A 25325-nucleotide genomic window follows, 5' to 3' on the forward strand; every position below is an offset into this window, starting at 1 on the left:
ACATCTGCGGAGGTTGGCACCAGGATACGTCGATTCCCGTCGACCGACCATGGGCCATGGTCCATGACGGATTCAGCTCTCAGTAGCGGAACCTGCCGGCGAGCGCGCTATCTTCGACGCGCTTCGCCTCCCCCTGATCCTGCGGATTTGGCGAAGCACACGATCAAAGATGATTGCACCGGACACAGCGACCGCGATCCCCAGCACCCCAATGACAGCCAGGGCGTATTTGGTCCTGACATCCACATATGTCACCGATGGCTTAGAGGGACTCCGCTCCGTGGCAATCTGTGATTTCTTCCAAACTCCCGACTCGTCCTGTGGCCCCTTTGCCATGGCCGTGATGTCCGTGGTGATCGAATCGGCGGTGGCAAGCACGTCCTCCGGATTCTCCTTCACAATCTCCACCGTAAGGCTCGGATTGTTGAAGTTTGTCTGCCACTGACCGCCTGCACTAGGCAGGTAAACGGCCACCGCATCCCTTAGCCCTGCGCCAAAGAGCGGGGCACGGGTAGGAAGGATGGGGGCATTGGGATGTTTTCCCTCGTACATTCTTTGGATGAGGGCTGCATAGTGGACAGTCGTGGACGCCTCGGTTCGCAATGCGTTGCCTTTGGTTGCACCGTTCGGGGCTTGGAAGTCAATACTGAACTTCGTGTAATAGACCCCGGGGACTTTCAGGGCAAGCTGCGCAGCGGGAGCCACCAGTGCCAGTAGGAGGATCGCCACGTACCATCGACGCCTCAGTGCACCGCTTACCCGGCTCAGGCCCGTGTGCTCGTCAATACCGTGGCCGTGGTTCGCAGGGTCCGCAAGTTCAGGTGAAACATCCTGGCTGATATTCCAATGTGCACCGCAGAGCCCCAGCATCAAGAAGAGCATGCCCACCGATTGCGGGAAATGGAATGCGTCAAAGAATGCGCACAGCAGTGAGCCTGCCAATACCGCTCCGCAGAGTGCAGGTCCCAGGGCCCCGATCAAAGGATCGGGTTTGCGCCGCCGCATGAAGGTGGTCAGCATGGCAACGCCGATCAACCCGAGAAACGCCAGAAGCCCCACGAGCCCGATCTCGATCAGGAGTCCGATGTACTGATTGTCGAAGATCCTGTACTCGGGGCTCATGGTTCCTAACCCACGGCCGAAAAATGGGGATGCTTCCACGTATCCCCCGACGACTGAGAAGCTGTCGGTACGAGAGTCAACACTGGGATCTGAACCTGAGAACATCCCGATAATGGTGCCGCTGAGACCGGGGACCAGGAAGTAGAGCACGACGGCACCTGCGAGACCAGCCCATACGGCCATCCGTCGCACATTCTTTTCCCAGGTTGGAACCAATATCACCAGAACAGCCACGATGCCCAAGAGTGCCGAGCGCGTGACGGACAGGAATGCCGCCATGAATATGGCGGCAACGGGGAACCAGCGAGCAATTACAGACCTTTTTGTTTCACGGATGGCAAGGGTGAGCGCGATGGGAAGAACCATCGACAGCACGGCCGCATATTCTAGGGCGTGGCGGGCGGTGGATTCCGGTCGTACAAATCCGCCTCTGGAATCAACACCGCCGGTTCCACCGGAGGACAGCCCGGGAATCGAAACTGAGTCGACGATATTCAGGCCCGTGAAGAACTGAAATAGGCCAAGCGCGGCGTAGCAGCCCCCAAGAAAAGCAATTCTTCTGAGCAGAACCAAGAACCGCTCCCGATTCGCAATCCCGTCATTCGTCACTAAAAGCACACCAGCGAACGATGCAATGTTGATCAGGTTCATGTTTGAGGAATTGCCATCAATGAAAGGTAGCGCGTGCAGGGCACCGACGACGTAGCTGGCTAGAACGCAGCCGACAAAAATGAACATCATGATGCGGACCGGCTGGACCCGCCTGAATTCGTTGGGCCGCAGCTGTCGAATGTGGTGCCAGACCCACCAGAGAAGCATCACAAGGGCAAAAAGCGATGACACCGATCCGGCGGCTCCCATCGCCGCGATTCCGCGGTCGGAGGGAATCGCAAGCAAGAGAAACAAATATATAGACAAGACCGTCGTGGCATCGGGGGACTGAAATGTCCCTGACCCGGCAGGCCTTGTGGCTTCCGAGTTGTTCATGATGAGCGTCATGTTCCTACGTCTGCTGCTGGCGGGTCGGATTCTCCCCTGTCATTCAGCCCATGGGGCGCCCTCAAGGAGCCCTTTCTCTTGCCATCCACGTTCTTGATCTCGATCTTGCCGATATTCTCGTCCCCGACCGGCGAGAGACGCGTAAACGTTTCGGCGCCAGCGGACTTTGCTTCCCGTTTGGCCTTGCTTCGGTTGATCAATCGGTCGAGGAACCCCGTTCCCAGCAAAGAAAGGCTTACCCCGCCCGCTGCGACAATCATCGTCATCTGTAATTGTTTCTTGGCAACCTTGGTTGGTTCATGGTCGGATGAAAGCTCCATGACGGTAATCAATGATGGTTTCGGGACCTGAAGTTCTTTCTGCAAGGTCGCCAGCGTCTTGGGCACCAAAGCGATAGAACCGGCAAGAAGTTCCATGGTGTCTTCGGCGTCGTCGGCGGAGACCTTGATCGCAACGATCGGCCCGGATGTTGTGTCATCCTGGGCAATCGAGAGCTCGGCCCCCGGATACTTGTCTATCAGGGACGCAGATTCGGATGGGGACGCTACCTTGACTTGCAAGACACCCAACGCCTGGTCCAAACCACCAAGGTAGAGGTATGGGTTCTCGCCGACAGTCACCGCCACCTTGGGAGGGATCAACACCATGCTGGCATTTGCCTCATACGTTGGAGAGACCATTCCGAACACCAAAAAAGTGGCCACGCCGGTCACGATCAAGCCAACCAACAGAAAATACCAGCGCTTTAGGCTGCTAAAAATAAGGTCTCGCACAAACATCAGTTAGCCCCCAAGCACTGTGCCATCACTTTTATCCACCCTAACTCGCCCATTTGGTCATTGCACTAGCTCTGCGCTCATCATTTTCGAATCAGTGCCCGCATTGGCAAGGAGGTCTTGATCCTGTCCAAGGCTTCCTTGCCGCCAATGAGCAGCGCTGTCTTCTTGGCCAAACCACGTCCCCATTCCCGCAGGTTTCGCATGGGGATCCCAACAAGGTTCTCCATAAGCATCTCCAGCGGTTTGGGTTCGGCTACTTCGACAAGCCCTCCGGCGAAGTTGCTGCGGTAGTTCCCTGCAGACACCAGTCGTCCACGGACCCTGTTGCTGACGTTCCCCGTATGAATTACCTGCAACCATCCAGGTCCGCCCGCGAGCTCCTTGACCTGCATGTGTTCGTGCAGCAAGTTGTGCCAGTCCACCCAGCACGTCTTGGGGTCGGTCCACCCCTCGCTGACGGAACAAAACGCGTTGTCAGGGTCGTGCCTCAGATACAGATTCGCATCATGTTGAATCAGCCCCACGGGTATATAGACGGCGGTTCTCGTTTCATCCACGATGGAGGCTTGCAACCGTTCTATAAAGTCCAACGACAGGCCATCATCGTTGTCGAGGTTGGTGGTCAACAGGACATTTGTCCCCGGACTACGTGTGCTTCGAACATCCGATATCAGGTCTTCGGGAGAGACCTCGTCCCGGTAGATGGGGATGAAAGTGCCGGCTGCACTCAACTCAGAGACACGCTTCTTGAGCCAGTCCGGTGACTGCGTATCGAAGTAGATAATCCATGAAAAGTTCTGGTTCGTCTGCAATTTCACGCTCGGAAGGCAGTATTTCTCGAAAAGGATCTGTCGGTCCCGAAGCCAGCCTTCCTTGGCCCGGATCAGGCTTTCCACCCCGGTTGTGGGGAGGTTGAATCGTGTGAGGATCACGTGATCAATCTTGTTGTTCATAGTTTCACCTTGTAAATGTGATAAGTGGATTCCCCTTTGAACGTGTCGGTGAACCGTCCGCCTGAGTCCACCTCCAGGTTCCTGGATTCGAAGAGGACTTCGACATTTCGTCCCGAAACCCCCTCGGGCAATGTGAATTGCCTCTTGCCAGGCTGGCTGCCGGGGCCGAGCATGGAAAAGATGTAGGCATCACCGTTGCTGACTTTCAGCATCGTGTCGAGGTCCTTTCCAAAGCCGAATTCCAGGCTTTGAGTGTTGAGAACTGGTGCCAATCGATGAATCTCGTTGTTCACCTGCTTGGCAGCATCCACCTGGGCGGCCCCACAGAAATTGGGCAGAACCTGGTCAAGCCGAAATACATTGCTCCCCTTGCAGGGCCCGGCAAAGCTCTGGTTGAAATAGAGGATCCCGCGGGCCTCGTGAATGATGGAATTCATGACGGCCCCGCGCAATTGATCCGGCTGGATATAGTTTGTGAAATCGGCCTCGTTGTCGGTTCCCCCCATATTCTCAATGAACTGCCACAGTGGCTGAAGCTTCCCATCGACAGCATCGCGCATACGCAATGCATCCATGGTCTTGCCGTAGCTTGATGAACTTCGACAGGACGCCGGGTCAACCGGAACCAGAGACACATCCCGATAGGGTTCGTTTGAACAATGAGGGATCGAGTACCAGTATTTGTCGACGGAAACCGCGTCGGTGTAATCGTTGACGTACTTCTCCGAGGCATCCGTTGGCAGGTCGTTCTCAAGGACCATGTAGGTGAAATTGGCATAGGTAAAGAGCCCGGCGGGCACCTGGTCCTTGATCTCTTGGAGATGGGCGCGGCCTTCCTTCGGTTCAAACCGACCGTCGACCTCGTCGTCCAGAATGTAGCCCACCCAGCTCTTGGTCTGCGCGGTAAAAGTTTCGTTGAGGGCACGCCCGATCCAGAAAACACCCGCCTCATCCAGCAGGGATGCGTCCAACGTGTCAGGCATCCCGATGTAGGTGTTGATTCCCAGCGATTTGTCGAATTGGACTTCCTTTTCATCCGAAACCCCGTTGTACCAAGCCACGATCGGAAAGAAACTTGGATCGGTCCATCCGCCAGCCTTGGCCTTGGGAAATTGGTTCCAATATGCGGACCCACCTTCCCAGTCGACCAACGGCAGTCCCAAGACACCAATCTCCGGGGCCTTGGCTTCGGTGGGGTACTCGCGAACCGAGAAGGTGCAGGCCGTCAACACCAGGCCAAGTACGACGCCAAGAGCCGCCCCACGAAGCGCATGTCCACGGGTTGCGGTTGCGTATGGCTTCAGAAGGGTTCTCATGTGGTTCCGCCCGCGATGAGCGCCAGCAGTTCCCGTGCCCGAGCGTCCCAGGTATGTTGGTTGGCGAAATCCCGGCGTTCCTGCGCATCCGAGAACCTGTACTCGGTGTCGATGGCATTTCTGACGCTTCGAACAAACTCTTCAGGCGAGCGGACGACCTTGATCCACTGGCTGCCCAGCCAGCGGACGGCGGGAAGGTCCGTGGCGATCACCGGCAACCCGGCGGCGAGGTAGTCCAAGGTCTTGATGGGGAAACTGGATCGATTGAAATCGTTGTCCGCATACGGAGTGATCCCTACGGAGAACTCCTCAATCTCCTGCCACAACAAAGCCTCGGGCATTTCGCCGCGCCACACGACATTCTTGGATTCCAGGAACCTATCAAGCCGCCCGCTGGTTTCGGGGTTTCTGTCACGGCGAGGCCCAATGACTTCCACTCGGACGCCGCTGTCGGCGAGCGCTTCAAGGTAATCCATGTCGAGCCGTTCATTGAGCTGTCCCACCAGTCCTGCTACCGGGCGGCGCGCGGAGGCCCTCTCCTCGGGGCGCATGCCCTGCGCGGCACACCCATTGGGAAGGACCACGACATTCTTGGTGCTTTGTCGTTCAAGGAGCTCGGCCAGATAGGGCGATACCGCACTGATCACATCCGCGTCGTTCACATTGGTTTCCAGGGTTTTCCGGACGGCATTCTTCGACAACCCCATCAGCTCGGCCCCCGCTTCCCAGTCATCGGTGACGTGCAAGATGTTGATTCCCGGTACGGTCCGTGGGAACGTTTCGCGTGGTGACAAGACAATTTTCGCGACGGAATCAATATTGAGTTCTGCCAGGGCACGGCGGATTGCGCGTGCCTGAAGCGACGTGGCAATAGACCGAATGACCGCGCGGGTAAACCCGGGTGGAACGACTACCCGCAGGCGCAGCAGATCGGGTCGCAATCCGTCGATCTCGAACCCGGGAAACAGAGCCGGTTTGCCTTCCGAGGCAGGTCCGGCGAATGGAACCGGTGGATCCACCCAAAGCACGCGCGTGCGCTTGGCCAGCGCTTCTGCCAGCCGATGATCGGTGCCACGCGTGTCCTCCCAACGGCTTCCGGCAATGACGACGACCATTGCCGGGTTCTCAGCGCTCACGTCCTTACCTCTGTCCTATTGCCGGCGGGCCTAGCGGTTACCGGGGTTGCGTTGAAGTCATCGCGGCTGACCTTTCCACCGAGCTTTGCTGCGGAGCGTCGAAGGTTGTACCCGGCAAACCCCATTGTGGCCCGAAACATTGACTCCCAGTAGCTTCCGAGGGGTACTTGTCTTTCCAACGCGGCACGGTAGAAACGGATCTGCCGTTCCGCCCCGGCCGCAAGCGAAAATCGCCCACGGACGGTGGCCAGCGAAAAGTTTGCGCACTCCGTGCGCACCTCGTCGTCCTCCAGCAACGTAGACAGCCTGTCGAACAGTCGCTGTTCACCACCCGCGGCATCGGTACCGACGCCATACCAGCCTTGCCATAGGAACTCGGGCAGTGTCTCCACTCGCAACGTCTCCCAGTAGCCCTTTTCCCCCTGCACGATCAACGGCTTTCGGAAAGCCATGGCCCGAAGCGCTGACCCTCCCATGCCCAGCACCACGTCGGCAACTTGATAGGCGGGACGGGGGTCCTCGAGCTGTCCGGTGAGCACGACCCTGTCCTTGCCCATTCGTTTGTTGGCTCGCTGGACAGCCTCGCGCACCTCATCACCGGCAGGTCCATCGCCGACAATCAGCAGCTGCAGCGGGTGTGCCTCGTTGCAGCGTTCCACGACCGCGATCGCTGCCAGGATTCCCTCCAGCTTCATTTCGTGGGCCAACCGGGAAACGATTGAAATGACTGGCACCCGCGGGTCAAGCTTCCACGTGGCGGCGAAGGCATCGGTCTCGACTTCGATTTCCGGCGTGTTCAGTATTGTGTCAACTGGCGGTTCCATCAGACCGACAAGTGACCGCCCTGAGTCTCGTTCGACGGCAGCTATTTGTTCGGTTCCGACCATCAGCGGGACGTGTCTCGGGATGAAGGGTGCCACCGACATCGAAAGGACCGTGGATACTGCCTTTGCCCGGTGTTTGTATCCCAGGGCCAGTGTCGTTTCCAGTGCCGGCGGCCACTCGTAGCCGTGGACGATGTCGATTCCGCGTTCCTCAACCAGCCGTCGCAAGGCACCAACGATCGAAGGGGTTGGACGGATCCTGGCCCTGGGGGCCTCAACGAATTCCAGTCCCAGCTCGGCCACCCGTTCTCTGAGCACACCGTCGTGTCCGAAAACGATCACCTCATGCCCCAACTTCTTGACATGGGCGGCGAGTTCGATGGCATTGAGTTGGCTTCCACCCATGTTCATGTCGTGTGGATACACCAGGATCTTCATGACGCCTTCTCCTGGCTTGTGGACAGCCCACCCATGGATTTCAAGAACCTTAGGTCATTCCGTCGCAAATACAACAGTCCGGAAATCAGGCCGATCGCCATGGATCCGCTCAGCGGCAGGGATATCCAGGGGTTCAGGATCAAGTTGGAAGCCACCCAGGCAAAGGCCCCTGCTCCGATACCTGCCAGGAACGGGACGAAAAGGCTGCGCAGGATGGTGCCAACACCGATGCCGATCCTGCGCAGTTGCCACAGATACAGCGGCAGGACCACCGCGACGCTGACCACGGCTTGGGCCATCGCCACGCCCGCCAGCCCGCCGAAATGCGCGCCCAGGAGCAATGCCGGTATCAGGACCGCCAAGCTGCAGCACTGGATCAGGAAGACCACGCCGGTGCGGCCCAGCACCACGATGTAGTCGTAGATCAACTCATTGAAGATCTTGCACAGGGCAGCAATCACCAGCCAAGCGAGGGCCGCTGCAGCGGGCAGCCAGACTTCTCCGTAGACGAGCCTGACCAGCGGGCGTGAGGCACCTGCGATGGCGAAGAACGCCGGGATGGTCGCCGCTCCCACGACGCCGAAAAGCACAAGCACCGACTGCCTCATGCGGGCCGGGTCCATCTGCACCGAGGCGAATGCTGCAGGGGCAACCCGGCGCAACGGTTGGGACACGATGCTGACCGGCCAGCTCGACAGGTTGAACGCCAAGACGTAGAAGCCCAGGACTGTCGCACCCAGGATGGATCCGGCCACCAGCTGGTCGGTGTAGCCGACGGCGAAGACAATGATGCTGGTCCCCGCCAGCGGCAAGCCGAAGCGCATCAGGGGCATGGCGAATTCCCTGGACCAGCCCAGGCGGTAGGGCAGCGGGGAAGCCTTGATGAACATGGCCCCTGATAGGAGGGCGCCCAGCAACCTGCCGATGGCCAGTGCCATGGCTCCCATTCCCGTCAGTGCCAGGCCCAATGCCACCAATGCCCCGACCCACACGTTGACCTGGTCGATCCCCATCCGGGTGCGTTCGAGAAAGTTGCGCTGCAGCAGCGCCGCAGGGCCAGCAACCGCCCCGTTGACCAGGACGCTGAGAATCAGGATCCTGACCACGGCGGTGGCCTCGGGGTTCCCCATGAGTGCGGTAAAGGCCGGCGCACCGATCCATCCGAGCGCACAAATGACGCTGCTGGATACCAGTGAGATCGTGTTGACCGTCGGTGCGATCTGCGCCGGGTCGGTGGGCCAGCGCACGATCGCCAGGCTCACGCCGAGCTCGTTGAAGCTCAGCACCGCCATGAGCGCCACCAAGGCCACGGCGAACGTGCCGAATTGCTCGGGCCCCAGCACGCGAGCCAACACGATCCCGATGCCCAGCGTGCCGAACCTCGAGGCGATGGTGTTCACCAGGCTCCACCCGAAGGCGCTCGAGGCCCCTGGCGCCGAGCCTTGGAGTTTGCGTTGGTTGGTGGCGGTCATCTCAGCCCAGTGCCTTGGCCAGCTCGTTGACGACGTGTTCCTGGATCTCGGCGGTGATGTGCGGGTACAGCGGCAACGACAGGATGCGGGTTGCCGCGAGCTCCGCGACGGGAAAGCTGCCCGCGGGCTGGCCAAGCGACGCGAATGCCTTGGTCAGGTGCAGCGGGTAGGGGTAGTGGATGCCCGCCCCGATGCCCGCCTCGTTCAGCGCCTTCAGCACCCGGTCGCGCTCGGGTACCCGGATGACATAGAGGTGCCAAACGTCCTCGTTGCCCGGGGCGCTGCGCGGAACCACGACTCCCGGAAGCTCGTGGAGCAGTTCGGCATACCGTTCGGCGGCGAGCCTGCGCTGCGCATTCCAGCCGGCAAGCCTCTTGAGCTTGGCGTTGAGCACCACGGCCTGGACGGTGTCCATGCGGGCGTTGAACCCCACGACATCGTGTTCGTACTTGGCCGCGCTTCCGTGCGCCCCGAGGATCCGTGCGCGTTCGGCGAGCGCCGGGTCGTTGGTGATCACGGCCCCGGCGTCGCCTGCCGCCCCGAGGTTTTTGCCCGGGTAGAAGCTGGTGCCCGCGGCAAGGCCGATGGTTCCGGCGGTCCGCCCGTGCCGTCTTGCGCCCTGGGCCTGGGCGGCATCTTCGATGATGGCCAGGTCGTGGGCTGCGGCGATCGGCTCGAGCGCTTCGATGAAGGCGCTCTGGCCGTAGAGGTGCACCGGCATGATGGCCCGGGTCCGCTCGGTGACGGCGTCCGCCACGGCGGCCGGGTCGATGAGCAGGTACTCGGGGTCGACGTCGACGAGCACCGGAACGGCACCGATGCGGCAGACGGCCTCGGCGGTCGCAATGAACGTGTTGGCCGGCAGAATGACCTCGTCCCCTGCCTCGATGCCCGCTGCCCGCAACGCCAGCTCCAGCGCGTCGGTTCCGTTGCTGGCCCCGAGGCAGTGCCGCGCCCCGAGGAAGTCCGCGTAGGCGTGTTCGAAGTCCGCCACCTGGTGTCCGCCGATGAACGAGGTGTTGCCAAAGACCTCGGCAAGCCCCTGGGTGACCTCGTCGTTGACTTCCGCTTGCTGCGCCCGCAGGTCCACCAGGGGGATGCTGTGCGTGGTCTGTTCGGTGTTCATAGCGTTACCCCGCTGTGGCTCCATTTTTCACGGTCTGTCGGTGCCCCGGATTTCATCGCCGCGCGGAACCGCGACACCTCGAAGGCCGAGCGCAGCAGGGAGCGGGCCCGTGTGCCTGCCGAGGTGCTGCCACGATGCGCCAGCAGGTCGAAATAGATCTTGGTCAGTTCGTTGGCGCTGCGTTCCAGGCTGTAGCGGGATTCGACCAAGGCGCGGCCGAAGGCACCCAGCCGCACACGCAGATCCGGATCGGAAAACAGGGCCAAAAGTGCGGCTTCGAGGTCCGCGACCCCGCGCCCCTCGTACCCGAACCATCCCTCGGACAGGAAGTGCTCGGCATTTTCCTCGGTGAGGGTCTTCCAGTAGCCGGCTTCCCCCTGCACGATCAGTGCCTTGGCGTGGGCCATGCCCTTGATGGCCGATGTGCCCATGCCCAGGACGATGTCGGCGGCGGCATAGGCGGGCCGCGGATCCTCCAGATAGCCGAGTGCGTCAACAGCGGTGCGCCCGTGCGCCTCGTTGACCGCGCGGGCACGTTCCCGCACCTGGTCCATGCCGTCCCCGTCCCCGGCGATCAGCAGGCGCACCGGGTGTTCTTCTGCCAGTCGGTCAACCAACGCGATGGCGCTGAGGATGCCCTGCAGTTTTTCCAGTTCGGTGCTCAGCATGGAGACCACCGAGACGACCATTTCGCCGTCCGCTATGCCAAGCTGCCTGCGGGCCGCGGCTGCGTCGCCGGTGGTGTTGGCTTGCACGTCCACGGGTGGTTCCAGCAGGAACGCGGTGCGCTGCTGCCAGGCCAGTTCGCTGGCCAGTGCCGGTGTGCCGACGATGATGGGCAGGTGCCGGGGCAGGAATTCGGGCACCTGCATGGACATGACCGAGGCCACCACGGGGGTGCTGTTGCGGATTCCCGCCGAGAAGCTTGCCGCGAGACTGGGCCCCCATTCGTAGGCGTGGACCACGTCGATGCCGTGTTCGTCAATGAGCCTGTTCAGTTCGAGGCGCCATTGCTTGGTGTTCCCGGTCTCGGGTGCCTCGGCATAGGGGATCCCCAGATCCCGGACCATGGACACCAGCACCCCGTCCGGGGCGTAGATGACCACCTCATGGCCAAGATCCCTGACCTTTCCGGCCAGTTCTATGGCATTGAGCTGGGATCCTCCCATGCCCATGTGGTGTGGACAAACCAGGATCTTCATGGCTTTCGCTCCCCCGCGGTCTCGGCCAGCGCATGGCGCTGCGTGTTCGACGTGTTGCATGGTGCCGGGCCCAGCCGGTGCGCCGGATTCCCTGCCCAGGTGCAGTTGGCCGGCTGGTCCTGGAGTAGCACTGAGCCCATGCCAAGAATCGCCCCGTCGCCGACCTCAAGGTCCTGCCGCACACTGGCGTTCATCCCCAGGTAGGCGGCGGCCCCGATCCGGGTTCCCCCGCCCAAGGCCACGCCTGCGGCCAGGGTCGCGTAGTCGCCCAATTGGTTGTCGTGGGTCAATACCACATTCGGCATGAGCACTACGTGCGCACCGATGGAGACATCGCAAGTCAGGACGCACCCCGGCAACACGATGCTCCCGCGGCCCAGCGAACACCCCGCGCCCACGCTTGCGTTGCGGCTGACATGGCTTGCATACCGGTCCGGCCCGACGCCCAGGGAACGCAGCCGGTGCACGATGCCGCGCCGGGCCTGCCCGGAGCCCGCACACACCAGCAACAATTCGCTGAGTCCTTCAGCCAGGTCGATGCCGCCCAGCACCCTGGCCCCGGCAATCCGGCCGCCGTGCAGGGCCTCGGAATCATCGAGCATGCCCACCACTTCGTGGTCTCCCGTGGCAGCGATGGAGGAAGCGGTCTCCCGCGCCAGTCCCCCGGCCGCCAGCAACAACACCCGAGCCATGGCCTACTCCCTGGGGCTCGCCAGCGCGTCGATGACGCGTTGCTGGTCGGTGTCGGAGAGCTGGTGGTACAGGGGCAGGATCAGCGTGTTTCGGGTCAGCCGTTCGGTCACCGGCAATTCGCCGGTGGCCACATGTGCATAAGCTGGTTGCTGGTGCGCGGCCATGATGCCGCGTCGGGCGGAAATCCCGAGTCTGCCCAGGTGTTCGAGCAGTCCCTCGCGATCCAGCGGGTATTCGGGCAGCACCTCGAGCCAGCAGGACTGGAAGTTGGATCTCCCGTGTTCCGGATCCCGCACCAGTTCCAGCCCGGAGATCCCCTCCAGCGCGTCCCGGTACCGTTGCACCAGTTCGCGGCGTCGGGACACCATCGCATCCAGCTTGCCCAGCTGCACCAGGCCCATGGCCGCCTGCAGGTCGGTCATGCGGAAGTTGTATCCAATCTCCGCATAGCTTTCGGCCGGGGCGACGAGCGCAGAGTGGCGTTCGGCCGCTGAGACCCCCATGGCATGCTCACGCAGGGTTCGGGCGCGGGCTGCCCACGCCTCGTTGCTGGTGGTGAGCATCCCGCCCTCGCCGGTGGTCAGCAGCTTGCGGGGGTGGAAGGACCAGACGCTGGCATCGGCCCCGCGACCGACCGGCTCTCCGCGGTAAGTGGAACCGGCGGCGCAGGCTGCATCCTCAATGAGTTTCAACCCGTGGATGTCGCACCATTGCCTGATGGGCGACAGATCAACGGGGATGCCACCCTGGTCGACGACGATGACGGCTGTCGTCGCCACGGTCAGTCCCCGCTCGAGGGTTTCAACGGTGACGTTTCCGCTGCCGGGCTCCACGTCGACGAAGACGGGGTGCGCACCCACGTAGGTCGGCGCGTTGGCCGTGGCGATGAAGGAGAAGGAGGGAACCAGGACGTCGTCTCCGGCCTTGACCCCGGCCACGAGCAATGCCAGGTGCAGCGCGGTGGTGCAACTTGAGGTGGCCACCGCGTGTGCCGCCATTTGGTGCTCGGCAAACGCCGCTTCGAAGGCTGCGGTCCTCGGGCCCTGGGCCACCCAACCTGAGGCCACAACCTCCGCGATGGCTTGGGCTTCCTCCTCGCCCAGCCATGGCTTCATGACATTGATGCGTTCAAGGGTTGCCGGTGCCGCGGTCGACGGGACGGTGTTCATTTCAGCCCCGCCCCCGCCTTGGATCCGGCCAGGCGTCCGGCGGCGACTTCCTCGCGCAGCGGTTCCCACCAGGTGACGAGCCTGCGCAGGCCTTCTTCGAGTCCGACCTTGGCAGTGAATCCGAGATCGCGTTGCGCCGCCGAGGTATCCGCCAGACGGCGTGCCACACCGTTGACGGCGCGTTCGGGTCCGTGCTCCACTTCCAGGTCCGAGCCCATGACCCTCAGCAGCGATTCGGCCAGACCCAGCAGGCTGGTCTCGGTGCCGCTGGCAATGTTGTAGGTGCCCTCGTCGATGCCACTGGCGGCAGCCAAGAGGTTGGCGCGGGCAATGTCCTGGGTGAACACGAAGTCCATGGTTTGGTCCCCGGTGCCGAAGATCAGCGGTGGCAGTCCGTCGGCGATGCGTTCCATCCAGCGAACCAGCACCTCGGTGTAGGCGCCGTGCACATCCATGCGCGGGCCGTAGACGTTGAAGTAGCGCAGCGCGACGTAGTTGGTGTCGTACATGGCCCGGAAGGATCTCAGCATCCCTTCGTTGAAGGTCTTTGCGGCCCCATAGAAGGTGTCGTTGTTGTAGGGGTGGTGGCGCTCGGTGGTGGGGAAGTTCTCGGCCTGGCCATAGACCGAGGCGCTGGAGGCCGCAACGAGCTTGGGCACCTTGGCGCGCGCCGCCGCTTCCAGGACGTTGAATGTCCCATCGACCAGCACTTCCAGGGCCAGGCGCGGTTCTTCGGCGCATTGGGTGATGCGGATGGCTGCTTGGTGGAAGACGACGTCCTTGCCCGCCACCAGGTCGACCACCAGCTTTGTGTCGGCCAGGTCCCCCTCCACGAGGGTGCAACGTCCCGTGGCCAAAGCTCCGGCCAGGTTGCTGCGCCGGCCCCGGACCAGGTTGTCCAGCACGTCCACGTGCCCGGCCCCGGCGGCCAGCAGCTGATCGACGATTTCCGAGCCGATGGTTCCCGCACCACCGGTGACCAGGTATTTCCCGCCCGCCAGGACGGCCGTGTCAACTGCCCGGCCGCCTGTGATGTCCTTGTTCATGATGCCCCCAGTTTTTCTCGTGCTTTCCTTGTGTTTATTTGGCGACTTCGAGGCGCAGCGCTTCTCCTTGCACTCGGGCCCGGCGCCCGCCCTTTGCAAGGCTGCGGCTGGTGGCTTCCAGGACCGACAGGACCCGCATCGCCGCCCGGCCGTCGGTCGGCGATGCCAGGCCCTCGCTGATGCTGGAGTGGAACTGCTTCACCATCGCCCCCAGTGGCTCGAATTCCTCAAGCGCCGGGGACCAGGTGTCGCCCAGGCGATAGGAGATCGAGGCGTTGCGCCGGTGGGCGCTGTCCTCGTTGGTCAGTTCCTGGGCCTGCAGGTCAACGCCGCGGTCGTAGATGCTCAGGCGCTGCTGCGGATTCAGGTCGTCCCATACCAAGGTCCGCTTGGACCCGCCGACGACCATGCGCCGGATCTTGGTCGGGCTAAGCCAGTTCACATGGATGTGCGCCAGTCCGCCGCCGGGAAGCGGCAGGGACAGATACCCCACGCAGGCCTTCCCGGCCCCGAGCGGGTCGGCCGACTGCGCCGTCACCGTCAAGGGGCTAAGCCCCTCGGGAAGGATGAAGTCCAGGATGGACAGGTCATGCGGGGCCAGGTCCCAGAACACGTCGACGTCGGGCTGGATCAGCCCAAGGTTGATGCGGACCGAATCGATGTAGAGGATCTCCCCCAGGTCTCCGTCGGCAATGAGTTGACGCATCTTCATCACCGCAGGGGTGTAGCAATATGTGTGGTCCGCCATCAGCACGAGCCCGCGGTCGTGTGCGGTGTCGACCATTTCCTGGCCGGCGGTCCCGCGATCGGCCAATGGCTTTTCCACCAGCACATGCTTTCCGGCCATCAGTGCGGCCATGGCAATGGTCGAGTGGGTGCGGGCGGGCGTGGCGATGGCGACGGCGTCGAGTGCATATTCCTCGAGCAGTTCGGTGACATCCGGAACCACCGCGGGGTGGCCCACCTTGGCGGACAGTGCCGTGGCACGCTCCGTGTCCAGGTCACAGATTGCCACCAGGTTCCACAACGGCGAGGCGGAAAGGTTGCGGGCCAGATTCGGTCCCCAGTAACCGGCCCCAATGACCGCGATGTTCAACGGCTGACCCATGTTCGACATTTAGTATGCACCTTCCGGTTTGATCATGACCTTCACGGTCCGCCACATGATCATGAGGTCCCCGGTCACCGACCAGTTCTCCACGTAGTACAAATCAAGGCGGATGCTTTCATCCATTGGCAGGTCCGATCGTCCGCGGGTCTGCCACAATCCCGTAACCCCTGGCTTGATGTACAAGCGCCGTTCGGTGGCTCCTTCGTACTGGGCCACTTCGCTCGCCAACGGCGGACGGGGGCCCACCAAGGACATGTCGCCCTTGAGGACGTTGAAAAGCTGGGGCAATTCATCGAGCGAATACTTGCGCATCCATCTACCCGCGCCGGTGATCCGCGGGTCGGCCTTGTGCTTGAAGAGGTAACCGTTTCCCTCGTTTTGGCTTCGGAGGCTTTCCAGCTGGTCCTCGGCATCAACCACCATCGAGCGGAACTTGTACATCCTGAACGGTTCCCCGCTGCGGCCAACCCGATGCTGGGAGAAGAAGGCCGGGCCGTCGCTGTCTTTCCTGACGATGATTGCCAGGACGGCCAGGACCGGGGCGAGCAGGATCAGCGCGGTCCCCGACAAAACGATATCCATGGCACGTTTGACCACGTGGTGCCCGCCGTCGAAGTTGGGCAGGTCCACATGCATCAGGGGCAGGCCCTCGACCGGGCGCATCCTGATGCGGGGGCCGGCGACATTCGTCAGGCTCGAGACCAGGATGATCTGGGTGCGCGATTCTTCCAAACGCCATCCCAGCTTGCGGATCTCTTCATTGCCGGCACGCAGCGAACCGGCGACGATGACGGCATCGGCCCCCGTACTGGCCACCACGTTTTCCAGGTTGGCCAGGCCCGCGCGTTGCAGGTAGGCCGCGCCGTGCCCGGGCACCACCTCTTCGTCATAAACCGCGCCCACGACCTTGTAGGCCGCACCGGAGTGCTGGGCGAGCCGTTCGGTGACATATCGGATATCCGGGTTCTGGCCGACGACCACGACGTGGGACAGGAAGTGCCCGGACTTGGTGCTTTGCCGCGTCAACCATTGGCGCCAGAGCCACCTTTCCAGCAGCAGCGCCAGCAGCCCGACGGGGTAGACGGCCATGAGGATCCAGCGGTTCTCCAGTGAATTGGTGAGGATGATGGCCATGGCTGTCCAGCCGGCGGCGACTGCCGTGGCATCGACAACGCGCTTGTATTCCATGGCGCCTGCACCGATGCGCTGCAACGAGCGGGTTCGATAGAGCGCGAGCAGAAGCATCCAGAACATGGCCGCGACGGTTATCTCCAGCTTCCCCGTGCTCGCGACTCCGGGAAAGGCCATCGAACCGATGGCGGATACCAACACGATGGTTGCTACATCCGTTGCGGTTAGTCGCCACGTGAATCTTCGTCGCCACGCCAGAGCGGGTGCTTCGACCGTAATCGCTTCGGTGCGGGCCCGAACATTGGTGCGCACCGGCCACCAATGCGAGGCCGCATCGAATGACTCGTTGATGTTGGTCATGTGAGTGGTCCTTCGCCATGAAACGGGCTCATGGAAATTGCCCGCACACGCGAATAAAATGCGCTGTACATTGTTCCCCAAGTCCCCAAGTTTTGTCCTACAGGTTTTATCAATTCCCCAATGTCGATCTGTGTCGAGCCTAGTTCCGGCTCGTTCCGGGTACACGCGTAAACCACTACTCGATTCGGTTCCGGGAGGAGCCAAGTAGACACTCGGGTCTTACGTGCGTACCGAACCCGAAGGGGCAAACCGGTGGATCCCGGACAAGGAAAAACCCCGGCAGAACTCACCGGGGTGGTTTTTTGCGGAAGGAGCCGGCGGTTGCTGGGGGGTCGATCACGCCCGAAAGCGGATCGCCAACCGCCGACTCCAGTCCTCATGATCAAGTGGTGCCCAACTCTTGGGGACCACTTGCCCCCTTGCCCTGTCCCGGCCCTGGAACCGTGTTTCAGGCGGGGGCACCTGACAAGGTCTCTGCCGGGAACAGGATTCCTCGGGGTAACTCAAATACTAGGCAGAGGCCGTCGCCGGCTCACGCGTACGCCCTACCTGATTGTCGGCCGGCCACTACGCGGATTCCGCCTCATGGCTACTCGGTGAAATTCGCGGCTTGGCGACGGCGGTGCCGGCGGTGGGGCGAGGACGGAAACTCAGGTATCCGTCGCACCCAGTTCTTCCCGGCCGCTGATGCCGAGCTTGGCAAAAACCCTATACAAATGACCTTCCACGGTCCGCTGGGACACCGTGAGTGTACGAGCAATCTCCTTGTTGCTTTTTCCTTCCCGCACCAACGAGATGATTTCTTCCTCGCGTCTGGTCAAACTCCGCTCATGCAACACCCGTCGCAGCGGTCCCCAGGCAGTCCCACCCAACTCCTGGATCCACGTGGCCAAGCGGCGAAGAACGAGCCCACGCCGACGTTCATTGCCTTCTGCGGCGAGCCCGCGCAGAGACGATGCCAATAGTTCCGCGCCCAATCCCGTTTCGCCCACCGAGAAGAGTTCCTCGGCCACCTGGTCGACTTCTTCCGTCCCTGCCGACGACGTCAGCTCGAGCGCAGCCGCCAGGGCATTGCTTCTTTGCGAGACACCCTTGACGCTCAACTGCCGCAGCCGTTCGCACCCGGTGGCTCCATCGGCGGCGGAAAGCCGCATTTGCCAGCGCATCACCAGCAATTGGTGCTCGGTGTGCCCGTACCGTTCTTGCCTGGCACGATCAATGAGTTGGTTCAGCCGGTCGGTGTTGGCCGGGGTCGAGACCAGGGCCAGATAGCCTTCGGCGAGGAGCTTCGCATCCACGTTTCCAAGCCCGTGGTAGCCACTTCGTAGTGAGGTTTCCCGGTATTCGGGTGTCTGCCGGTCCTCGACCTCGTGAAGCTGCGCGGATTCGAATGCCCCCAGGGCCTCGGCCAATTCGTACAGCTGGTTCGGGTCGTTGATGGCGAGCTCCGCGCGGGCTTCGGACAGCAGCCGTCCGGCGCGTTGCCAGCGTCCCTGCTGTACGGCGGCGAAGCCTGCCCAAAGATGCAAGGTTCCGCTCCAGTGCAGCTGCAGGCTCGGATGGGCGCCCTCCCGATATGACGCAATTATTCCGACGGAATCGTAATCCCCCACGGCGATCAATGCACGCAGGGCAGTCGTCATGAATTGGTAGCCGTCCATCGACTCAACTTCCGAATTTGCGCGAAGCAGGTCCAACGCCTCAAGCGCGGCATCTGCCGCTTCAACGAACCGGCCCAGGCCCAAAAGCACCCGGCACCGCACGTCACGGCAGTTCAGGAATTCCACACTCCCGGCGATGCTCCGTCGTTCGCATTCCAGGGCATGGTTCAGGACGGCGGGAAGATCTTCCCGTGCCCGGAACTCCAGCCAAAGGTTCAGGACCTCAATCCCGAACCGGGACTTTTCGAGGGCCCCCGCTTCCTGCCTCGATCCACCGGAGGCAATTGTCTCGGTGCGCTGCGCCCAATCGCTGACCAGCGAACCGATGTCGTTGGTGGAATCACCTTCCTGCCACAGTGAGCTTGCCTCCACCGACTTGAGCTCACTGATCAACGCAAGATCCGTCGTCTGTGTCAGAGCGTGCCTGATGGTTTCCGTGAGCAGTTGGTGTTGTCCCATGCCCAGCATGGAACGCGCAGCAAGCAGGGCCAGAAAGGGATCCTCTTCCCAAGCCCCCGTGAGCTGGCAAAGTTCCCACGCCTCGATGAAATCCAGGTTCTTGTTGGCAAGGTCAATGGCGTCCACGAATCTCTCGTAGGAAACGATCTCACCGCTTTCGCAGGCCCACAGCAACGTCTTCGGGGAGGAAACCAGTTCGGAGACCTGGGCCGAAAAGCGTTTCCACAAGGCCGTGCTGCGCCCGGGCGGAACAAGATCGCGCAACGCGTGCGAGTAGATCGGCGCAGATATTTCGATTCTTGTATCATCGGCAAAGCGGACAAGACCTGTGCCTACGAGCCTCCCCACGTCGGTGCCCGAAAAATGCTGAAGTGTCTTCGCCTCGGCGGGTCCCCCCAGTGCCAGGATTTCCAGCGCCTCGGCATCATCAGCGTTAAGTCGCTTTTGGATTTCCGACACCACGGAACTCAGATGAACCCGATCGCTCACCTGCGGTCCGGTCAGCACCAACCAGTCGGTCGACTCCACGACGAGTCCCTGTTCGATCGCTGCCCGAAGGAACGCATCAATCATCAGCGGGTTTCCACCGCATATTGATGCAATCGCCCTGGCGGAAGTGCTGGTGGGTGGCTTTCCGAAGACTCGCTGCACGTGCTCGGCCACTTCACTGGGTGTAAGCGCACCCAGTGAAAGGTGACCCAATCTTGCGCCAAGCTGGGTACTTGCCACCACCGTTTCAATGTGACCATCTCCCACGGCCAACAGAATGAGTTTGATGGTACCGGCCAAGGCCAATTGCGAGAGCACGAAGGCGCTCGCGGCGTCGAGGAATTGGGCTTCTTCCACTACAACCAATTGCTTGGAGCCCGAAGTCGATTCGAGGCGCAGCGTCAGGTAGCGCAGTAGCGCCAGCTCCCCCAGGGGTGCATCGAATTCTATGAGCAAAGGCGAAAGTGCGCCAAAGGCGCCTTCACCCAGTACGGGGGAACACAGCAAATGCACCGCACTCGCCAGTTCCTCTCCCAATACTTCCAGGAGCAGCTGTCTCTTTCTGCTTCCGATCGGCCCGGAAATGACAACGCCCGTGGATCCGGGTCGGTCCAGCAACTCGCGCAGTTCCTGGCGAAGATCTCGCGCAGGAGATTGGTCGGACTTGAGTCCGGGATTTCTCATGGGGCAACTCGGTCATCGACCCGCAGTGTCGCGACGAGGGTGCTCAGTTCCCTCCGTCCTCCCAATGCCAGCTTGGAGTATATTTGGTAAAGGTGCCCTTCCACGGTGCGAATCGAAACACCGGCGTCGCGTGCGATCTGCTGGTTGTTCATCCCTTGGGCCGCAGCACTCGCGACGAACTTTTCCCGCTTGGTCAGGACCTCCAGCACGGGGTTGTCCTGCATCATGCGCTCCATGTCTTCGGTGCCCGTACGCACCGCATTTCCCTTTCTTCGCTGCTTCAACCAGCCCGCAACGGCCAATTTCCCCGCGACCGACATGTCGGCAAGGATCTGGTTGGACCGGGGCAAGGCAAAAATTGACAGGTCGTCGCCGACCAGCAGGTCCAGTGCATCCAGAACGCGCTGCTCCCGGTTCCCGTCGGTTCCGGTGAGCAGCAGTTCCATGGCTTTTTCCAGGGGCGACCGGTCTTCGGCATGCGCGTGGCCGGTGGCTGGCCAGTCGACCGTCGCGCCATGATGCAGCGCAACCAGTGCGTCCATCGTTTCGCGCCGTGTGTGCGATCGAAGCGGCAAGTCAATAAGGGAAGCCCGCGAGGCATTGGCATCAGCGGAGGCCAGAAGCTCACTGAACCACCAGCGAGCGCCACTCCAACGCTCCTGGAAGTCGAGGGCATTACTGGAAGCCGGCTCGTCCTTCGTGCGCAAGTGGAACAGCATCGATTTCACAAGCCAACGGTCATAGCCCGCATTGTCCCGTTCAATTTGCGCGAGCACCGATTCCAGTACCTGTCGGTCGTTCCCGGGCCTGTCACCGACGACATTCAAGATGCAGTTGACCATGGCGAGGATTTCGAAGATCGCAGGGGGGATATTGTCCAGGAATTCGTTGACAATGCATTTGAGATACGTTCTTGCCCGCTGCATCTCCCCGCAAATCAGACACTGCCGAAGTTGTCCCAGCAGCAGGCCAAGGTTCCGGGTGAAACCTTCCGGGCTGCTGGAAAGTTCATCCACCAGGCGAGACTCCCCGGCGATGAAGTCATGGAAGATCCCTTCGACAGGCACTGCCTCCAGGTTCGACTCATGGCTGTCGATGCGCGGCTCCGGATGAAGAACTCCCGCAAGGAGCGCGGAACTGAGCACCACCAGTTGTCGTTGCCCCCGCTGCCGCTGGGCAAAACCCCAGCCGATGAGGTGGTCGAGGTCCATGAGTTCGTCATTCAGCAGTCCACGGATGTGCATCGGTTGCCCAACTGCGATCCGCGCCAACAGGTTCCTCTGCGACACGCTCAGAATCGCAATTTGCGAAAGTGCCATGGACTCCAATTGCCCATCCCTGGGCCAAGGCCCCGGGCCCAGCACCAAATATCCTTCGTGGAGAAGAAGCTTCCCACAGGCAATCGCGTCTTGCCCCAAGGCATGCAACCAACCTGGATTTCCTTGGCTCTGGTGCCACACGGCCGCCGTCACCGTGGGCGTGGGAATGGCGTCGAATTCCTTCTGCAGGGCTGCATGGACTTCGTCAATGCGAAGCGCCCCGAGCCGAATTTCGCGGTGTCCACGACCGCTGCTGACGGGCGCGAACTCAGGCGGCAGGAACTCGGCTTGTTCGGCCATGACAACCAGGAGAATGCTTCTGTTGTGGGTCATCTGGGCGAGAACCGCCCGGGACGGAGCATCCAATAGGCGCGGATATTGCACCACGACCACCGGACGTTGGCCGTGGATGGTGGCGTGCTTCGAAATCACCCGCATGACACTGGTCGGGCTTATTTCTTCGTTGGACCCCAGCTGGGCAAGCAGGAAAGCCAATGCCCCATAGGTCAGGTGCTGCGCATATGGCGTCCCGATGACGTGGATTGGCTCGGCCAGGCCGACAACCATTCGCTGGACCGCGCTCACCAAGGCCGCCCGATCATCGCCGTGCTCCCCAAGGAAGACGATCGAGTTGGTCTCGGCATCACCAAGTGCCGACTGCAGCTCCCGCAGGCACTGCCTTCGTGGTGAGTCCCCAAGTAGTTCGGCAAAAACCGATTGTCCAGATACCTCGGCATTATTCGAAATTTCTGCATGCCAAGAGAGTTCCATCATGCTGTTCACCCGTTCCCCAATTCCGGTTAAACCTGCCATGGACCTTCCCCAAGTAAGTCCATGACAGCCCTGTGGCCATCCTACGGCGCTTCGCCCGGCCACGCATCAGTAGCGAATACACTTAGTCCACTCGTTCGCTTTGCCCCCGGTACTTAAGTACTCCTCCCCCCAATGTCGGATTCCATGCCGGAACCGGAAGTCGCGTCCAGAAAAATTTGAATCAGCGCTTCGCGGGAACCCACGTTGAGCCGTTGGTATATCTGGTAAAGATGGCCCTCGACGGTCCGAATCTTCAGCTGCAACCTGTCAGATATCTCGCGGTTGCTGGCACCGGTGGCAGCTTCCGCCACAATCATGCGCTGCCGTCGGGTCAGCAATGAAAGCACACTGTTTGCCGAGCTCCTACCGGACACACCCATGGGCGCGCCCCGACTCTCCGAGGTTGTCGTCCGCGGTGTCGAAGTGATGCCGGATCCGGATCGGGCAAACATTACCTCAATTGAATCGGCAAATGAGGGATGGCCCAACCCGCGAAGTGCACTCAGTACTTCCCGCTGTAGATCGCTGTTGCTTCCCTCAAAGCTTCGCACCAATGCGGCAACAAGCTCCGCCACCGGGCCATCGATTCGTTTCGCACAGTCAAGCAGTTGCGGGTCATCTTTTCGGTGGCCCATTCGCAGCAACGACATGCGCTGGGCAAGCTCAAGGCTGAGGTCGCCGTGCGCGGCACTCTCGGTTGCGCCGGCAAGCAGACTGGCAATTGCTTCGTCCACATTGCCAAGGTGGAAGAGGGCGTCGGCTCGCAACATGGCAACCGCCTGCCCGGACTCCCAATCGGCCGCCGTGGGCAGGACGTCCAGCTCGGCGAGATACCGCTCGGCAGTTTCCCGATCCAGGTACGAGGCCGCCACTGCGGCCGCCGCAATCGCCAATGGCAAGTTCCCTGCGGTATCCATGGTTCGCAATTGTTCGATCTCGACAGCTATCAGCTCCAACGCCTCCCGAGGGCGCCCGCCCAATACGCTGTTGAGCGAGGAGTACAGTCCATTGACATCGGTGATCCGTGGAGATTCCTCGCCGCCAACCCACGCCGCATCAATGAGTTCGACGGCACTTTTCCATTCACCGGAGAGCAGGTACAGATTAACGAGATGCAGCTTGATGCTCTGTCCAACGGCTGACGGGAGCGACTCCTGTCGCAGCGAGAAGAGCAGTTCGCGTCCACGCCTGACACCTTCCCTGACCTCGCCACGGCGCACCGAGTGCAGGTTCTGGAAGCACTGCCATCTCAGCTGGTCCTGCTTCCCCAATAGTGGGTGGATGTAGGTTGCCCCGTCGAGGGCAAATCGTTCACCCAGGCGGAAGTTGGTTTCGACTTCCATGAGATCAAGCTTTCCCCGCAGTGCCAGAAGATCCGTCCGGTTTCCCGGCTCGCTGGAGTACCGCGCATCGATTTCGGCCCGGACGCGCTCCATTCCCTGTCGGAAGGCGTCGTTTGGTGAACCGCGCCGCAGCGAGTCGAGCTCCAGCGAAGCCAGTTCCAGGCGGATCAGGTCAATTGGGCCGTTCGAATGGTCCAGGACGCCGGGAGCCGGGAGCCCCTCGCCCAGCTCATGCAGCAAAAGCGAACGCATTTCCCGGGCCCGTTCAAGTTGGCCACCGCGGACCGCCGCCTCCAGCGCCAACAGCCGCGCCTCAAGCGGAGGGTCATCGAGCGCCGCCAGTATTTGGAGGCACAGCTCTACTTGTCCCTCGGCGACGGCTTGCTCCGCAGCTTGCAACCGGAGCCGGGCGCCGGAGTCGATCCCGGAAGCCTGCTCCCACTTCAGCAGAACCAGGGGTGTAAGTACCCCGTCGGCCCCCGGAGTGTTTCGCATTTGCCCGAGGAGTTCCAGTGCGAGGCCAGGCGCAGTGTCCTCGGCAATGCACTGGCCACTCAGTCCCCCGCGCAGCCGCACCTTGCGCGCATACTTCCCGCGGATTTCGAGTATGCCCTCGGAATAGACTGAGTCCACAGCCTGGCCGGGGTTGAGCGCAACCAGAAGGCTGAGTGGGATTTCCTCGGAGAATGCCAAGATGCGCAATACCCGTTGTTCCGGCATCGAGAGTCTTCTCAGCTTTTGAACCACCAGACCGCGGCTGCGCGGTCCCGGCGGACCGGCAACGCCGTGGACCACCCACGATTTTTCCGCGAATTCAAGATAACCCTGTTCGCGCCAGTCGTGGGCTACCGCAGCGAGCATGTGTATCTGTCCTGCCGAGGCGCACCACAGTTGGTAGGTGGCCGTCCGGCTGATCTCTGCTCCCAGGGACTTGGCCAGCAGGTCGTGCGCCATGCCCAAGGTCATCGGATACAGCCTGACCGGATGCAGGTCGACAGTGGAGCCAAGGTCATTACCTGTCCCGGGCTCCGCCCCGTCTTGCCCACCGGCGATGCACAGCAGCGAGATGCTGCTCGCCAACGTCAGCGATGACAGGAATGAAATGCTTGACGTTCCAAGCCGCAAGCCGGCGGGGATGAAGATCACCACATGCCGGCCACCGGCCCTCGAATCCAGGAGCGTCTTGACCACGCCGAGTTCCCGGTACCGCGATTCTTCGCCCAGTCCCTCCATCCGGCGCAGTTTGCCGGCGAGTTCCATGGAGGTCTGGTGGCGTTCGGGATGCTCGAGGTCGACAATGAACGCCCTGTCCTGCAGTTTGCGCATCACGGCTTTGGCAAGGGTCCGTTTGCCGACTCCGCTGGGTCCCTCGAGCAAAGCGCCGGGACCATTGAGTACCGCCCCAATGGTCTCTTCCAGCAATTCGTAATGCGCGAAAACATCCCAATCAAAATCATGATCCGGCGTTGTCGCCTGATCATGATTCGCTGGTGATGCTGATGTCGCGGTCCCCAAACCGTTGATCTGCACTGCCCAATCACCTTTGCTCCCGTGGATTATTCTGTCACGGCCGGGATCTGATTGGTAGAGCGCGTCCCACGGATCCGTGGTGCGATCTCGCTTGGGGATTTCCCGACGTCTCCCGGGGGACTGTAGCTGGCCAAACTAGCTGGTCCGCTG

At 61.6% G+C, this 25325-nt stretch carries 17 protein-coding genes; all 17 read right to left on the bottom strand.

The window, feature by feature from the left end:
• Nucleotides 1-72: 72 nt before the first annotated feature.
• Nucleotides 73-2121, bottom strand: a complete 2049-nt coding sequence (locus tag DQ353_RS03860; RefSeq protein ID WP_113761458.1) for an O-antigen ligase family protein — start codon at nucleotides 2119-2121, stop codon at nucleotides 73-75.
• Nucleotides 2118-2900, bottom strand: a complete 783-nt coding sequence (locus DQ353_RS03865; protein ID WP_113761459.1) for a hypothetical protein — start codon at nucleotides 2898-2900, stop codon at nucleotides 2118-2120. The genes DQ353_RS03860 and DQ353_RS03865 overlap by 4 nt, the downstream gene beginning before the upstream one ends.
• Nucleotides 2901-2980: 80 nt before the next feature.
• A complete protein-coding gene (locus tag DQ353_RS03870) occupies nucleotides 2981-3853 on the bottom strand; it encodes a glycosyltransferase (RefSeq protein ID WP_113761460.1) in 873 nt (290 codons plus the stop codon).
• Nucleotides 3850-5169 carry a hypothetical protein gene (locus DQ353_RS03875; protein ID WP_146755190.1) on the bottom strand — a complete coding sequence of 440 codons (1320 nt, stop codon included), beginning with the start codon at nucleotides 5167-5169 and terminating at the stop codon, nucleotides 3850-3852. Before DQ353_RS03875 ends, DQ353_RS03870 begins: the two co-directional genes overlap by 4 nt.
• A complete protein-coding gene (locus DQ353_RS03880; protein WP_146755191.1) occupies nucleotides 5166-6305 on the bottom strand; it encodes a glycosyltransferase family protein in 1140 nt (379 codons plus the stop codon). The genes DQ353_RS03875 and DQ353_RS03880 overlap by 4 nt, the downstream gene beginning before the upstream one ends.
• Nucleotides 6302-7567 (bottom strand): glycosyltransferase, encoded by a 1266-nt coding sequence (locus DQ353_RS03885; protein WP_113761463.1) that lies wholly within the window; start codon nucleotides 7565-7567, stop codon nucleotides 6302-6304. Before DQ353_RS03885 ends, DQ353_RS03880 begins: the two co-directional genes overlap by 4 nt.
• Nucleotides 7564-9039 (bottom strand): oligosaccharide flippase family protein, encoded by a 1476-nt coding sequence (locus DQ353_RS03890; RefSeq protein ID WP_286166589.1) that lies wholly within the window; start codon nucleotides 9037-9039, stop codon nucleotides 7564-7566. The genes DQ353_RS03885 and DQ353_RS03890 overlap by 4 nt, the downstream gene beginning before the upstream one ends.
• A gap of 1 nt (nucleotide 9040) precedes the next feature.
• On the bottom strand, nucleotides 9041-10165 hold the full coding sequence (locus DQ353_RS03895; protein ID WP_113761464.1) for a DegT/DnrJ/EryC1/StrS family aminotransferase: 1125 nt from the start codon (nucleotides 10163-10165) through the stop codon (nucleotides 9041-9043).
• Nucleotides 10162-11367 carry a glycosyltransferase gene (locus tag DQ353_RS03900; protein WP_181578229.1) on the bottom strand — a complete coding sequence of 402 codons (1206 nt, stop codon included), beginning with the start codon at nucleotides 11365-11367 and terminating at the stop codon, nucleotides 10162-10164. The genes DQ353_RS03895 and DQ353_RS03900 overlap by 4 nt, the downstream gene beginning before the upstream one ends.
• The gene (locus DQ353_RS03905) at nucleotides 11364-12059 is read right to left on the bottom strand and encodes an acetyltransferase (protein ID WP_113761466.1); all 696 of its coding nucleotides are present in this window, start codon (nucleotides 12057-12059) and stop codon (nucleotides 11364-11366) included. The genes DQ353_RS03900 and DQ353_RS03905 overlap by 4 nt, the downstream gene beginning before the upstream one ends.
• Nucleotides 12060-12062: 3 nt before the next feature.
• Complete coding sequence (locus DQ353_RS03910; RefSeq protein ID WP_286166590.1) at nucleotides 12063-13229, bottom strand: DegT/DnrJ/EryC1/StrS family aminotransferase; 1167 nt, start codon at nucleotides 13227-13229, stop codon at nucleotides 12063-12065.
• Nucleotides 13226-14275, bottom strand: a complete 1050-nt coding sequence (locus DQ353_RS03915; protein ID WP_113761467.1) for an NAD-dependent epimerase/dehydratase family protein — start codon at nucleotides 14273-14275, stop codon at nucleotides 13226-13228. The genes DQ353_RS03910 and DQ353_RS03915 overlap by 4 nt, the downstream gene beginning before the upstream one ends.
• Before the next feature lie 34 nt (nucleotides 14276-14309).
• Nucleotides 14310-15383, bottom strand: coding sequence for a Gfo/Idh/MocA family protein (locus tag DQ353_RS03920; RefSeq protein WP_113761584.1), 1074 nt, complete (start codon nucleotides 15381-15383; stop codon nucleotides 14310-14312).
• Between the two features lie 9 nt (nucleotides 15384-15392).
• The gene (locus DQ353_RS03925) at nucleotides 15393-16877 is read right to left on the bottom strand and encodes a sugar transferase (RefSeq protein WP_113761468.1); all 1485 of its coding nucleotides are present in this window, start codon (nucleotides 16875-16877) and stop codon (nucleotides 15393-15395) included.
• A 650-nt stretch (nucleotides 16878-17527) separates the two neighbouring features.
• Nucleotides 17528-20170 (bottom strand): LuxR C-terminal-related transcriptional regulator, encoded by a 2643-nt coding sequence (locus DQ353_RS03930; RefSeq protein WP_113761469.1) that lies wholly within the window; start codon nucleotides 20168-20170, stop codon nucleotides 17528-17530.
• Nucleotides 20167-22302, bottom strand: a complete 2136-nt coding sequence (locus tag DQ353_RS03935; RefSeq protein WP_113761470.1) for a helix-turn-helix transcriptional regulator — start codon at nucleotides 22300-22302, stop codon at nucleotides 20167-20169. The genes DQ353_RS03930 and DQ353_RS03935 overlap by 4 nt, the downstream gene beginning before the upstream one ends.
• A 113-nt stretch (nucleotides 22303-22415) precedes the next feature.
• Nucleotides 22416-25175: a response regulator transcription factor gene (locus tag DQ353_RS03940; protein ID WP_146755192.1), complete on the bottom strand. Its 2760-nt coding sequence runs from the start codon at nucleotides 25173-25175 to the stop codon at nucleotides 22416-22418.
• Between the last annotated feature and the right edge of the window lie 150 nt (nucleotides 25176-25325).

The organism is Arthrobacter sp. AQ5-05 (assembly GCF_003287975.1).
Taxonomy (GTDB): domain Bacteria; phylum Actinomycetota; class Actinomycetes; order Actinomycetales; family Micrococcaceae; genus Paeniglutamicibacter.